Annotated in this window: 14 protein-coding genes and 1 tRNA gene; 9 read left to right on the top strand and 6 right to left on the bottom strand. The window is 57.3% G+C overall.

Translation table 11 applies throughout. The annotated features are described in order from the left end of the window. Positions 1-41: 41 nt before the first annotated feature. Entirely contained in the window at positions 42-812 is a 771-nt protein-coding gene (locus WJ542_RS03370) for a hypothetical protein (RefSeq protein ID WP_411187826.1), read from the bottom strand. Positions 813-874: 62 nt separating this feature from the next. Continuing rightward, on the bottom strand, positions 875-1,525 hold the full coding sequence (locus tag WJ542_RS03365) for a hypothetical protein (RefSeq protein WP_411187824.1): 651 nt from the start codon (positions 1,523-1,525) through the stop codon (positions 875-877). A 245-nt stretch (positions 1,526-1,770) separates the two neighbouring features. Here WJ542_RS03365 and WJ542_RS03360 point away from each other — a divergent pair, with 245 nt between their 5' ends. Continuing rightward, the gene (locus WJ542_RS03360) at positions 1,771-2,013 is read left to right on the top strand and encodes a helix-turn-helix domain-containing protein (RefSeq protein WP_411187822.1); all 243 of its coding nucleotides are present in this window, start codon (positions 1,771-1,773) and stop codon (positions 2,011-2,013) included. On the opposite strand, the gene WJ542_RS03355 is transcribed toward WJ542_RS03360, so the two are convergent. Next, positions 2,010-2,993, bottom strand: coding sequence for a helix-turn-helix transcriptional regulator (locus WJ542_RS03355; protein WP_411187820.1), 984 nt, complete (start codon positions 2,991-2,993; stop codon positions 2,010-2,012). The genes WJ542_RS03360 and WJ542_RS03355 overlap by 4 nt on opposite strands. Before the next feature lie 327 nt (positions 2,994-3,320). Between WJ542_RS03355 and WJ542_RS03350 the strand changes: the two genes are divergently transcribed. The 4 genes from WJ542_RS03350 to mobF are packed head-to-tail and all read left to right on the top strand — an operon-like array spanning position 3,321 to position 7,798. Beyond that, positions 3,321-3,635 carry a hypothetical protein gene (locus WJ542_RS03350; RefSeq protein WP_411187818.1) on the top strand — a complete coding sequence of 105 codons (315 nt, stop codon included), beginning with the start codon at positions 3,321-3,323 and terminating at the stop codon, positions 3,633-3,635. Continuing rightward, positions 3,635-3,961 carry a hypothetical protein gene (locus tag WJ542_RS03345; RefSeq protein WP_411187816.1) on the top strand — a complete coding sequence of 109 codons (327 nt, stop codon included), beginning with the start codon at positions 3,635-3,637 and terminating at the stop codon, positions 3,959-3,961. The genes WJ542_RS03350 and WJ542_RS03345 overlap by 1 nt, the downstream gene beginning before the upstream one ends. A 4-nt stretch (positions 3,962-3,965) precedes the next feature. Continuing rightward, on the top strand, positions 3,966-5,204 hold the full coding sequence (locus WJ542_RS03340; RefSeq protein ID WP_411187815.1) for a type IV secretion system DNA-binding domain-containing protein: 1,239 nt from the start codon (positions 3,966-3,968) through the stop codon (positions 5,202-5,204). Next, positions 5,198-7,798: a MobF family relaxase gene (gene mobF / locus WJ542_RS03335; protein WP_411187814.1), complete on the top strand. Its 2,601-nt coding sequence runs from the start codon at positions 5,198-5,200 to the stop codon at positions 7,796-7,798. The genes WJ542_RS03340 and mobF overlap by 7 nt, the downstream gene beginning before the upstream one ends. Here mobF and WJ542_RS03330 read toward each other — a convergent pair. Further along, entirely contained in the window at positions 7,754-7,945 is a 192-nt protein-coding gene (locus WJ542_RS03330) for a hypothetical protein (RefSeq protein ID WP_411190597.1), read from the bottom strand. The genes mobF and WJ542_RS03330 overlap by 45 nt on opposite strands. Here WJ542_RS03330 and WJ542_RS03325 point away from each other — a divergent pair. Next, positions 7,859-8,104, top strand: a complete 246-nt coding sequence (locus tag WJ542_RS03325) for a hypothetical protein (RefSeq protein WP_411190465.1) — start codon at positions 7,859-7,861, stop codon at positions 8,102-8,104. The genes WJ542_RS03330 and WJ542_RS03325 overlap by 87 nt on opposite strands. Then, complete coding sequence (locus tag WJ542_RS03320; protein WP_411187812.1) at positions 8,002-9,012, top strand: tyrosine-type recombinase/integrase; 1,011 nt, start codon at positions 8,002-8,004, stop codon at positions 9,010-9,012. Before WJ542_RS03325 ends, WJ542_RS03320 begins: the two co-directional genes overlap by 103 nt. A gap of 54 nt (positions 9,013-9,066) precedes the next feature. Here WJ542_RS03320 and WJ542_RS03315 read toward each other — a convergent pair. Further along, a tRNA-Lys gene (locus WJ542_RS03315) sits at positions 9,067-9,142 on the bottom strand. 253 nt (positions 9,143-9,395) lie between these two features. Here WJ542_RS03315 and WJ542_RS03310 point away from each other — a divergent pair. Together WJ542_RS03310 and WJ542_RS03305 are read left to right on the top strand one after the other, a co-directional pair. Further along, positions 9,396-9,812: a PaaI family thioesterase gene (locus tag WJ542_RS03310; RefSeq protein ID WP_027793201.1), complete on the top strand. Its 417-nt coding sequence runs from the start codon at positions 9,396-9,398 to the stop codon at positions 9,810-9,812. A gap of 20 nt (positions 9,813-9,832) precedes the next feature. Then, positions 9,833-10,708: a patatin-like phospholipase family protein gene (locus tag WJ542_RS03305; RefSeq protein WP_411187809.1), complete on the top strand. Its 876-nt coding sequence runs from the start codon at positions 9,833-9,835 to the stop codon at positions 10,706-10,708. Between the two features lie 49 nt (positions 10,709-10,757). On the opposite strand, the gene WJ542_RS03300 is transcribed toward WJ542_RS03305, so the two are convergent. Beyond that, on the bottom strand, positions 10,758-11,771 hold the full coding sequence (locus WJ542_RS03300) for a D-2-hydroxyacid dehydrogenase family protein (protein WP_411187807.1): 1,014 nt from the start codon (positions 11,769-11,771) through the stop codon (positions 10,758-10,760). Positions 11,772-12,173: the final 402 nt, after the last annotated feature.

Below are 12,173 nucleotides of genomic sequence, written 5' to 3'. Positions count from 1 at the left end.
AAAATCAATTTGGTGGCACACATTAATGTGCAGATCAAGCACTAGTAGGAGATGTACTCCTTTGCTGCATCTAAAGTGGCTTTATCCCGAGAAAGCTGGTTATATGGCGCACCATCCATATATTCGTGATTACTGAAATCTTCAACGCTATCGGGGTTCGGTGTTAGTACCACTTTCGTGATTTTGGCATTCTGAATATCCAAAGTGGTCCATGCCGTATCGCCAGAAACAAAACCAACCGTAAATTCTCTATTTACCGTTTGGTTGGGAGCCAAGCCGTTTTCATATCTATCAGACAAATCGCTTTCGGCAATGGGGGTATCGTTGCCATTGATATACAGTTTCGCGTGCCAACTTAGAGCGCTGACAGGGAGTGAACTATTGTTGTGTATAGTCGTTTCCACTTTGGGCTGTAATCCAAAGAAGTCTTTGGCAAGGTGGAATGACGTATCTGTAGCTTGAATTTTTGTAATCTGGTGCAGCGTGGCGTCGTACTGCGGAATCTTTGCTTGCAGCGCACTAATCTGAGTTGGGTACGTATCGCTGACGAGCTTGGCTTCTCCGTGGATAATGTCCCGTAGTGTTTTGTTTGGATAGCGCTGACGAATGTCGGCGATAGTTAAATCCGATACTGCCCAATTGTATGCCTGTTTGTCCTTGTCGCTCATTTCTCCACTCGCGGTGTTTAGGGACGCTTTGAAATCGTCATCGGTGCCGCTAGTATTAAGTTTTCGGTCCACACCCTTGCCGCAGGCCGAAAGCAAGGCTGTAATGCAGGCAATAAGTACAAATTTCTTGAAATTCTGATGCATGTTTAAATCCCCGTGCGTAGATTTTATTTGTGGGTTTTGTGCGGCAAGAATCGTACTATTTCTTATGGAGACTTCGCGTGTAGCGCAACGGGTATGCCGACCGAGATGTTGGCGGCTCGAAGCTCATTGAGTGTCACGGCTGGGTCTTGCGTTGAAGAGTAGGCGGTGACGCATCCAGCAAAGGTGCACGCTTCATTTACGACGAGTAGCTGGGCATTCAGCCTTCGTTGAGCCTTATCGCTTTTGGTCGTGTAGGGCGCCTCGTTTGTGGGATCTTGTACCGCATCCATCACCTGGTTACTCAGGAATTCAGCATTTGAGCAGGAGTTGAGCAACATACATAGCGCGGCGTTGCCAATTACGCCGGCAACCATTTTTCCTGAAATAGGATTCGACGGCTCATCAGTGGTTTGGTAATGCTTGGGATCGCCCGCAAAAATTTCCCTGATAGTAATGAGTTGGGTCTTCCTGTTCATTTCTACATTGAATCCTTCTGACGCCAAGGTTTGATTCAGCAGGTCCGCTTCGTTGTCACGACCATCAAGCGACGATGCGTGCACAGTTGGGCTGCCCCAGAGATGCTGCAGCGTGGCAGGACCATGGGTTGCTAGAACGTTGATGTTGCCTTCACGCATCAAGATCGGACTTGAGCTGCATCCTGCCAATGCAGTTATGCATCCGATGATCAACAAGGCCGCTAGATTTTTTTGCATATGGTACGTCCCCCTCGATCTTCGTTCATGGGCCTCCTTTACTCGTGCGAAGAATCCAACAGACTCTCCAAGGTGTTACGACGTAGCTTTCGGGAACTTAATGCATGGCTCGTGGAATTGTTGCGTCCAACCATCGTTAAGCGCCGCTTGCGAGTAGCCTCGGCAATGTTCCATGCGGCCGTTGCTGCACGCAATGCTAATCGTAGTATGTAGAATGATAGTATGCGGAGACGGACAGTGTCGATATGTCCGTCCATCCTTCCGAATGTCCGCTTGTGAGTCTGTTCGCGGCCAATGTGCGCTGCTATCGACTAGCGCTTGGTCTTTCCCAGGAGGCGTTGGCTGAGCGGGCGGGGGTGCATCGCACCTATGTTGGGATGCTGGAGAGAGGGGAAAAGAACGTCACCATCTACAATATTGGGCGCATTGCAGCGGCATTGGGCGTTTCCCCTGATTCCTTATTAAGGCAGCAGTTGGTGCGAGATTAAATGCGTCTCCACATATTCGGCAGCGCATCCAAAATCTCAACACCTGTGGTCGGCAATAATTCGGATAGCGTCTCGATGTTTTCTTTCAGAATTTCGAGAATAAAATTTCGAGCATCATCGTTTAATGAAAATTCTAGGTTGATTCGGAGTTTTTGTGAACCTTTTGTAATTTTATGGACCTCGCCTAAATGAATTGCTGATTTGATTAGCAGGTCTTTAAGATAAAGCCCATCTGCCTCGTCGAGGAAATCATTTTGAATTGATTCCGTGATTGGAAATCTTGTTTGTTCTAGCCATCCCATTTCGATGGCTTTGTTCTTTATTTGATGAAATTTCTCATCGACAACCCCTTGCCCTGAATTTATCATTCGCCTCCATTGGCGGCCCGAGTGCTCATCACCTCTTGCGCCAGTTCCGAGGTTGAACGCTATCTCGAAATCCTTCGCTGTTAGACGCTTCTGTCCAGCTTCTTTTCTGGATTTATTCGCGTTTTCGACTATCTGCTTGCACATGAATGTAGTCATGGCGGCGCGATATTTTTTATCGGTTTTTGGTTCCCCATTCTCTTTTCGAGAGTCTCGGGGTAAAAGGTAATTGAAATTTATATATCTACCTTCAGTAAGTTGCTTTAAAAATATCTCCGAGAAATAAAAATCTCGATCAATCTGTAATTTCATCCACTGATGAGCAGATCTTCCCTCAAAGACACGGCTCAACCTCAACGCCATGCCAGCTGATAGGGATATTTCCCCATCAATCAGTTTAGTCAGTTCAATTCTTGATGTCGCTAATGTTCTGGCAACGGTTTCAAGATTTTTCTGGGAAATATTTTTCTCTCCAATTAAGTCGCGAAGAATATTCCCAGGATGAGGTGGAATAGTGGGCCGAAGTTTTTTCTTCTCCGTCGACGGAAATTTCTTTCGTTTTCCTTTCTCTGTCAGAGGGGCGCCTTCAGGCGCTGATTTTTGGGGGCGGCTCATTCAATGGCTCTAGGACAAAATTTCTGAGAGGTGTTCCGAATTTTTGGGCGTGTTTGTCGACGCTGCGGTTTCTAGAATCGGCTCCGAAACTGTCCATTCCGGGCAGTAAATTGGAGGTCAGATGAAAGACGCATGCATCAACCTGTCTGTTCAGCTTAGGGGCTGGGATAGGCTGTCCAAAGGTAAAACCAGCTCCCGAAATTACAACACACCTGCGCAATCTTCGATTGCCTCGGCTGCCCCGTCTGAGCGGGAGCGTGTATGGCCACGTTTTTGTCCGGCACCTGACCACAAAACCGCCAACCCCTTGATTTTGTGGGGGCTGTGATGGCACGTCGCAATTTTCTCAAAACTTCGGTGAGCTGCGCCCAATTTGATGCGATCCGCAAGCGCGCCGACGCCGAAGGGTTAACAGTTTCGGCGTTCATGCGGGCCGTGCTTGATCGCGCTGTTGAGGGGCTCAGCGTCGTGGACGCGATCCGTGACATCGTCGCGACCCCGCCTGCGACGGCTACCCCTGACGCTTGGCGCGCGATCCAAGAAACATTGCAACTGGTGCGTTTGATGGCCAGTCATGGTCACCCACAGGCCGCTGCACGCATCACCGCATCCTGCAACCAGCGCCGCCAGGAGGCATTGTGATGGCTCATGATCCGTTAATTCAGCAAGTCCACACCATCCTGCTGCGCGTGGTTCACTTTGTGGTGTTCGTGCTCGTCCAGAGCGTTCTCCTGTGGGTGGTATGTTGGCAGCAGCTGGGAGACTCGTGGCTCGATGCGTTGATTCGGCTTTCGAGCGTCTGGCCGCTTTCTTTCGAATCGGTTAATAGCCTCCTCGCGATGCTGATCGCATGGACTAGCGTTTTGCAGACGACCATTCTGTTTCTCATTATTGGTCGCTGGTGGGCTCGCAAAGCAAATGTCGTGCATCGCCGTGGCAGTCGCTTCATCGATGAGCGGGGAGGCTGAGCCCATGCGTACGCGTCCTGCCACTTTCGGCAGACGCGCCTCCCAGCGTGCTTCTATCACGCTGGGAGGCGTTAGCCTCCCCCCCAAAAACGAGACCCTTCATACCCTGCTCGTCGGCTCGACAGGCGTCGGCAAGACCACTCTAATTGACGAGGTCTTGGCGGGCCTTGTCTCCCGTGGGGATCGCGCCATCGTGGTTGATCCTGGTGCGCATCACCTAACCCACTTCGGTGGCGACGGCGACATCATCCTGAATCCGTTTGACCAACGCGGGCAGGGGTGGACGATTTTTAACGAAATCCGGAAAGATTTTGATTATTTCCGGTTGGCAAAATCCCTCATTCCCGACGGTCACGGCCCCGACGCGAGCTGGCATTTCTATTCGCAAATCCTCGCTGCCGAGGGCATGCGCGTTCTGATGCGGCAGGGAGAAAACACGACCATGCACTTGCTCGACCGGTTGACTAGTGCGACGGTCGAGGAGTTGGCGAAGCTCCTTTCGGGAACGCAGGCTCAGGGGCTGTTCGACCGCGATGCGGGTCGGGCGCTGGCCAGCACCAGATTCATTCTGACCACATATCTGAATTCCCACCAGTATTTGCAGCCAGGGAGCTTCAGTCTTCGCGACTGGCTGGCGGACGGAGATAGCAATCTGTATATCACCTGGCGAGAAGACATGCAGGCAGTCATGCAGCCCCTGATCGGCTGCTGGGTCGATCTGCTGTGCAATGCCGTGTTGAGTCTTCAGCCGTCTCCGGATCGCCGGTTGTGGTTGTTGCTCGACGAACTGGGAGCACTGGGCCAATTGAGTTCATTGGAAGGCGCACTCACGAGGGGGCGTAAACATGGTCTCTGCGTGATCGCCGGGTTGCAATCGACGGCTCAGCTTGACCGCGTGTATGGGCGCGAAACGGCTATCAGCATTCGCTCGTGTTTTCGTAATCTGGTGGTGCTGTCGTTATCGCGGAGCGATCCGGATACCAGCGAAATCCTCTCGAAGGCGCTTGGAGACCGTGAAATCGACCGGGTGCAATACAGCACTCAATCCGGTATGCAGGGAATCTCTCGCGGAGAAAGCTTGCAGCGTTCGACGGAACGTCTGGCATTGCCGAGCGAGCTGACCCAGCTCGCCGATTTGACCGCCTATGTTGCTCTGGCTGGTAACGAGCCCGTGCGGCAGGTTGGATTTTCCCCAGTGCTCCGGCCTGCCGTACAGATACCGTTCATGGAGGGCTCATGCTGAGCATTGCTATAGTAAAAAATAGTGGTGCTGCGAGCACCTATTATGCTGAGACTGACAATTACTACACCGGGGATCGTTCACCATCGCAGTGGATGGGAGCTGGTGCCGAGCGCATGGGGTTGGCCGACGCTGTGGACGCAACGACGTTTACACGCCTTCTTGATGGGCACCTGCCGAATGGAAGCCACATTCATAATGCTGGCGATGGACGACGAGCTGGCATCGACCTGACATTCTCTGCGCCGAAATCGGTATCGATGCAGGCGTTGATTGGTGGAGATAGCCGCCTGGTCGAGGCGCATCAGACCGCCGTTGGGCGAGCACTCGATTACGTACAGGGACTTGCTGCGTACCGTGTAACGGACGGGGGGCGAACCGAGCTTCAGAAGAGCGGCAATCTGTTGATCGCCAGCTTTTTGCATGACCTCTCGCGCGAGACCGACCCGCAATTACACACGCATGCGGTGCTGATCAATGCAACGCAGCGGGCCGATGGCGAATGGCGGGCGCTGGAGCCGGGCGAAATTCTGCGCCAGAAAATGCTTGTCGGCGCACTGTACCGTTCAGAGTTGGCGCTGGAGGCTCTGCGGCTTGGGTATGACATACGTTTGACCCATGCCGATGGCCGATTCGAGCTTGTCCATATTTCCGACCGCCAGGTCCAGGCGTTCAGCCAGCGCAGTCAGGCGATCACTACCGCTCTTGCCAATGACGGTCTGACAAGGGCAGATGCGACCCACACTGAGAGACAGCGGGCGACGCTGGTCACGCGTGAGGCCAAGGGCGAGGTGAATCGAGCTGCATTGCATGAGACGTGGCAAGGAAAAAGCCACGAGCTTGGCATCGATTTTTCATTGCGGCGTGCCCTGGAGCTGTCTACGGTCCAGATTGATCCGGCGAGTACACGAGAAGCCGTCGCGCACGCCATTGCACATACGACCGAGCGCCAGTCCGTCGTGACTGATGCGCAGATTTTGCGTGCGGCATTGGAGGTGGGCACGGGCGGTACCAATCTTGATGCAATTCGGGCCGAAATCTCGCATCAGCTTGCCGGTGGCTTGCTGATCGCGCAGGATGGACGCTACACCACGCCAGTGGCTCAGCAGCGCGAGCGTGAGATTCTTGCGATGGAGTTGCGCGGTCGAGCAGCCGTCGAGCCGATCATGGATGGACAACAGGTTGGGTGCATCTTGTCCGCTTCGAATCTGCGCTCGGGGCAGCAGGCGGCAGCGGCGCTCATGCTGGTGACGGATAGCAGGGTGAGCGCCATACAGGGGCTGGCCGGAACGGGTAAGACCGCTATGCTGGGCGTGGCGTCGCCGGTCGTGCATCAACGCGGCTACCAGCTCGTTGGCATTGCGCCATCTGCTGCCGCAGCTCGGGAACTGTCCGGGGTGGGCATCAAGAGCGAGACCATCGCAGCATTCATCAACCGCGAAGCGCCGGGGCTCACGCCGCAAACCGTACTGATCGTAGACGAAGCCGGTATGGTATCAGCCCGAGACATGCATGCCATTCTGTCCCGCGTCGAGCAGGCGAATGCGCGGGTAGTGCTCATTGGCGACGTACAGCAGCTCCAGGCTATCGAGGCGGGTCGACCATTCGCACAGCTTCAGGAGGCTGGCATCGCACGCGCCGAGATGAGCGAAATTCTCCGGCAGAACGATGCGCGTCTGCGCCATGCCGTGGAGCTGGCTGCACGTGGCGACGGTGCGCGCTCGTTGTCGGCTCTCGCCCGGAATGTGATCGAAATCAATGATGGCCGCGAGCGCCACCAGGCCATTGCGCGAGAGTTTTCCGGGTTGTCGCCGGACGAGCGTAAGGCATCGTTGATTGTTGCTGGCACCCGCGCGGCTAGAGCCTCTATCAACGAACAGGTTCGGACAGCGTTGGGGCTGGCGGGGCATGGGGTCATGGTCGCCACGATGGAGCGTAAGGACCTGACGATGGCGCAGGCCCGAAGTTCCTTGTCGTATCAAGCTGGGGACATTGTCCAGGCTCAGAAATCGTACGCATCGCTGGGAATCGGTCGGGGCGACTGGGCTCGGGTTGAAGAGGTATCTCAAGGGCGCGTTACGCTGCTCCGTAGTGATGGGGGGCGCGTTGAGTGGCATCCGGCCATTCAGACCAACCTGAGCGCGTATCAACTGGTTTCTCGGGAGCTGGCGTTGGGCGATGCTGTCCGGCTAACGGCGAACGATTACGGACGTGAAATTGCAAACGGAGATCGGGCAATCGTCGCGGGCATCGATGTCGAACGACAAACATTGACGCTCAGCCGGGAAGACGGCCGGCAACTGATACTCGATGCGTCGCAACCGCTGCATCTCGATCATGGCTACTGCGTGACGGTTCATGCATCTCAGGGGCAAACCGTCGATCGTGTATTGGTCGAGGCCGACAGCCACAGCATGACGATGAGCGAGAACGCGTGGTACGTCGCGATTTCTCGCGCCCGGGATGAGGTCACGATTTATACCGATGATCGCTCCATGTTGTCCGATGCCGTGTCGCGTGAGAGCGCCAAGGGCGCTGCGCTGGAGCTGGATTCAGCCGGTCAGCATCGGCATGACGGCCCGGAAATCGGGGGTTGATGCATGGAGACGTTCACCCTGCAACAGGCCGCCGAGTTCCTGAAGATTCATCCAGTCACGCTGCTGGAAAAGGCGAAAACCGGGTCTGTTCCTGGTGCCAAGATCGGCAAGCGCTGGGTTTTTCTCAAAATTGACCTGATCGAACACATCCGGTCACAATATACGCGGCGAGCGTTGCAGGGTGACACTGCAAGGAACGAAATATGTCACTCTTCAAACGCAAGGACTCCCCCTATTGGTGGGTCAAGCTCACGCCCCGCAGTGGACCGGCAATACAGCGAAGTACTGGGACTGCCGACAAGGTAGCGGCCCAGGAATATCACGACATGCTGAAGGCGTCATTGTGGGAGCAAGAGCGTCTCGGGGTTAAGCCCAAGCGTTCTTGGCGTGAGGCGGTTGTTCGCTGGCTGGAGGAAACCTCGGAGAAGGCTACGCATAAAGAGGACAAGCGGAAGCTGGTATGGCTGCATGCTTATCTCGGTAGCCTGAATCTCGATGAAATCACGATGGATGTGATCGATCGAATCAGGTCTGCAAGGCTTAAAGAGGGTTCGAAAGGCACATGCAACCGTTACTTGGCACTGGTTCGAGCCATCCTTCTTCGGGCACGAGACGAATGGGAATGGATCGACAAGGTGCCCAAGGTCAGGCTCTTTAAAGAAGCAAATAACCGTGAACGGTCGTTGACCCCGGAGCAGGCCCGCAGCCTGCTTCAGGAGTTACCGGAGCATCAGCGCGATTGCGTGCTGTTTGCCTTGGCAACGGGTTTGAGACAGAGCAACGTCCTCAAGCTGGAGTGGGCTCAGGTGAATCTGGAGCTGCGCCATGCCTGGGTGAAGGGTACGCAATCAAAGAACCGCCGCCCTATTGCGGTTCCGTTGAGCGAGACGGCGATGGATGTACTCAAGCGACAGATTGGGCGGCACCCCCAGCGAGTTTTCACTTTCAGGGGGCGGCCGATCAATTCAGCGAATACGAAGGCTTGGCGGGCCGCCTTGATGCGGGCTGGCATCGCGGACTTTCGCTGGCATGACTTGAGACATACCTGGGCGACTTGGCAGCGGCAGGCGGGAACGCCGACCCATGAGCTACAGAGATTGGGTGGGTGGAGAACTGGGGCGATGGTGGAGCGCTACGCTCACTTGGCACCGGATCACCTTGCTGTCGCAGCATCGCGGTTGGATTCCGTACTCGTAGATGCAGCTACGCTGTAGCTACGGCGCCAGAAATGAAAAAGGGTTCCAATCGCTTGGAACCCTTTAAATACTTGGTGGGGCGTGAGTGACTCGAACACTCGACCTACGGATTAAGAGTCCGCTGCTCTACCAACTGAGCTAACGCCCCCAACAGAAGCGAAATTATGCAGGATATTCTGAGTCTTGCCAAGTCCTTTTCGCAAAATTCCTGAGAAAAGTTGCCCGTAAGCTTGACCGGCCACGCAAGCCCTCGCTCGCAGCCCCCCGCGCATTAAGTCCATTACGCGCGGCGCGGCGCCATCCCGGTATGATGTCGCCACACCACACCTGTACTTGACTTGAGCCGTGCGCCGGCCGCTTCGCTGGAACCGCCGCCCGGACAGCATTCAGAAAGGCAATCGATGGACGACAAAGCAATCGACGCGCTGCTAGAGCGCGTGCTTGCGCCGTGGGTGCGCGCGCTCGGGCTGAAGCCGGTCGAAGTCAGCGACGAGAGCGTCACCTTGCGCCTGCCGTTTTCCGGCGAACTGCGTCACGCGGGTGGCGCGATTTCCGGCCAGGTGTTCATGGCCGCCGCGGATACCGCGATGATCGTCGCCATTTCGGCGGCGCTAGGCGAGTTCAGGCCCATGACGACCGTGGCGCTGAACACGAACTTCATGCGCGCCGTCCGCAAGGGCGACGTGCTCGTCACCGCCCGGGTTCTGCGCATGGGCCGCAATCTGGTGTTCGGCGAGGTGGAACTCTACGACGAAGACGGCCGCATGGCCGTTCATGCAACATCCACCTATGCGCTGCTCGACGAGGCGCGCCCCTAGGCTGGAAGGAACCCCAACGCATGTTCGATCAGGTAGTTTTCGCCGGCGGCGGCAACCGCTGCTGGTGGCAAGCCGGTTTCTGGGACGTCGTGCAACCCGAACTGCAGATCCGTCCGCGCGTGATCACCGGTATTTCGGCAGGCGCCGCCACGGCGTGCATGCTGTACACGCGCGACGCCGACTGGGTCATGCGCTATTACGAAGACGCGCTGCGCCACAACAAGCGCAACGCGTACTGGGGCAACCTGCTGCGCGGCGAGTCGGTGTTCCCGCATTACCGCATCTATCGTCAGGCGCTGCTCGACATCTACGGCGAGCGCTTCGGCAAGCTCAAGGACGCGCCCGAGATCCGCATCGGCGTTTCGCACGTGCCGCGCTGGCTAGGCGCGCGCAGCGCCGTCGCGGCGGGTCTGATCGCGTACAACATCGAGAAGCACGTCCGCAAGACCCTGCATCCCACGCTCGGCCGCGCGCTCGGCTTCCGCCCGGAGTTCGTGACCGCGCAGGCGTGCGCGAGTGTCGAAGATCTCGCCGACCTGATCCTGCAATCTTCCTGCACGCCGCCGTTCACGCCGGTTCTGCGGCGCAACGGGCGTCCCGTGCTCGACGGCGGCATGGTCGACAACGTGCCGGTGGGCGCGCTCGACGCCACGCCCGGCCGCGTGCTCGTGATGGTGACGCGGCTCTATCCGCGTCCGCAGATGTTCGTCGTGCCGCATGGGCCGCAGGGCGAGCAGCAGCGCATTTACGTGCAGCCGTCGGCGAGGGTGCCGATTTCGAGCTGGGACTACACGAGTCCGCAACAGATGCCGCACGCGTACAACCTGGGGCGTAGGGATGGCGAGCGTTTCCTCGAACGCCTGCCCGAGGTGCTCGAAGCCGCCGCGCACGTGTAAGCGGCGCCGCGCGCGGTGAGCTACGCGACGCCCGGTCGTCGCGCCTGCCTTACTTGCGCCGTCCGCCCTGCAGCGCGTCCGGATTGGCGACGCTCGACGTGTCGCCGGCATCGAACGCCAGGATGTTGCGGAACGCCGCGCTGAAGTACAGCTCGTAGCTTTCGCGTTCCACATAGCCGATGTGCGGCGTGCAGATCACGTTCTCCATGCGCAGCAGGCTGTAGCCTTGCAGGATCGGCTCGCTTTCGAACACGTCGATCGCCACCATGCCCGGCCGGTTGTGCGAGAGGGCGCCGAGCAGCGCATTCTCTTCCAGCAGCTCCGCGCGGCTCGTGTTGACGAGCAACGCTGTCGGTTTCATGCGCAGCAGGTCTTCCTGCTTCACGATGCCGCGCGTGTCGTCGTGCAGCCGCAGGTGCAGTGAGAGCACATCGCTTTCCTCGAACAGCGCTTCGCGGCTCGCCGCGGCTTCGTAGCCGTCCGCGCGCGCCGCTTCGAGCGAATGCTCGCGACCCCAGACGATCACGCGCATCCCGAACGCCTTGCCGTAGCCCGCCACGAGCCGGCCGATCTTGCCGTAGCCCCAGATGCCGAGCGTCTGTCCACGCAGCACCTGGCCGAGCCCGAAGTTCGGCGGCATGGCCGAGGTCTTCAGGCCGGACTGCTGCCAGGCACCCTGCTTGAGGTTCGCGACGTACTGCGGGATACGCCGCTGCGCGGCCATGACGAGCGCCCAGGTGAGTTCGGCGGGCGCGAAGGGTGAGCCCGAGCCTTCGAGCACCGCAATGCCGCGCTCGCTACAGGCCTCGATATCGACGTGCGGTCCGGCACGGCCCGTCTGGCTGATCATGCGCAGATGCGGGAGTTTGTCGAGCAGTTGCGAGCTGATGCGCGTGCGCTCGCGGATCAGCACGAGGGCTTCGACTTCGGAGAGACGGCTCGCAAGCTGCCCGAGTCCACGTACGGTGTTGTTGAAAACCTTGACCTCGTGGTCGGCGAGCAGTTGAAAACAGTCGAGCTTGCGGACGGCGTCCTGGTAGTCGTCAAGGATGGCAATTTTCATGGCACGGGTTTGTGATCTGCCGCACCGTTATTGGTGCGGCTCGTGTTCATCTGGTGGTTTTCCCACTATGCAGCACGCGCAGGGCTGGTATGAATAGCTAAAGCTGTTTGCGTGCGGAGCGCCTCGCGTTATCCCCAGTCGTTGCGGGCACCACGGTTGCTCTTGCATGTGATGTATCTGGCGCGGGTCTTGCCGCGAATTTGCAACTTTTAACAGCTTGTCGGGTTCGGATGCAAGCCGCTTTACAGACGGTTGCGAACCCCTGCTGAAAGGGCCTTGACGACCTGCCCAACTGCGCGAACCGAACAGGATGCTGATTGCCGTCAAGCATTCGCTTCGCAGCCGTTGCGCCTCTCGCTTGCAGCGTCGAAAAGGGCCGAATCCTGTTTACAGCCCTGAATG

The organism is Paraburkholderia yinzeri (genome assembly GCF_046581065.1).
Taxonomy (GTDB): domain Bacteria; phylum Pseudomonadota; class Gammaproteobacteria; order Burkholderiales; family Burkholderiaceae; genus Paraburkholderia.
This window is presented reverse-complemented; position numbering and strand designations above follow the sequence as displayed.

What these genes read in the sequence shown, in the direction of transcription:
- WJ542_RS03370 (WP_411187826.1), bottom strand. Translation starts at nt 812, where the DNA reads ATGCATCAGAATTTCAAGAAATTTGTACTTATTGCCTGCATTACAGCC.
- WJ542_RS03365 (WP_411187824.1), bottom strand. Translation starts at nt 1,525, where the DNA reads ATGCAAAAAAATCTAGCGGCCTTGTTGATCATCGGATGCATAACTGCA.
- WJ542_RS03360 (WP_411187822.1), top strand. Translation starts at nt 1,771, where the DNA reads ATGTCCGTCCATCCTTCCGAATGTCCGCTTGTGAGTCTGTTCGCGGCC.
- WJ542_RS03355 (WP_411187820.1), bottom strand. Translation starts at nt 2,993, where the DNA reads ATGAGCCGCCCCCAAAAATCAGCGCCTGAAGGCGCCCCTCTGACAGAG.
- WJ542_RS03350 (WP_411187818.1), top strand. Translation starts at nt 3,321, where the DNA reads ATGGCACGTCGCAATTTTCTCAAAACTTCGGTGAGCTGCGCCCAATTT.
- WJ542_RS03345 (WP_411187816.1), top strand. Translation starts at nt 3,635, where the DNA reads ATGGCTCATGATCCGTTAATTCAGCAAGTCCACACCATCCTGCTGCGC.
- WJ542_RS03340 (WP_411187815.1), top strand. Translation starts at nt 3,966, where the DNA reads ATGCGTACGCGTCCTGCCACTTTCGGCAGACGCGCCTCCCAGCGTGCT.
- mobF (WP_411187814.1), top strand. Translation starts at nt 5,198, where the DNA reads ATGCTGAGCATTGCTATAGTAAAAAATAGTGGTGCTGCGAGCACCTAT.
- WJ542_RS03320 (WP_411187812.1), top strand. Translation starts at nt 8,002, where the DNA reads ATGTCACTCTTCAAACGCAAGGACTCCCCCTATTGGTGGGTCAAGCTC.
- WJ542_RS03310 (WP_027793201.1), top strand. Translation starts at nt 9,396, where the DNA reads ATGGACGACAAAGCAATCGACGCGCTGCTAGAGCGCGTGCTTGCGCCG.
- WJ542_RS03305 (WP_411187809.1), top strand. Translation starts at nt 9,833, where the DNA reads ATGTTCGATCAGGTAGTTTTCGCCGGCGGCGGCAACCGCTGCTGGTGG.
- WJ542_RS03300 (WP_411187807.1), bottom strand. Translation starts at nt 11,771, where the DNA reads ATGAAAATTGCCATCCTTGACGACTACCAGGACGCCGTCCGCAAGCTC.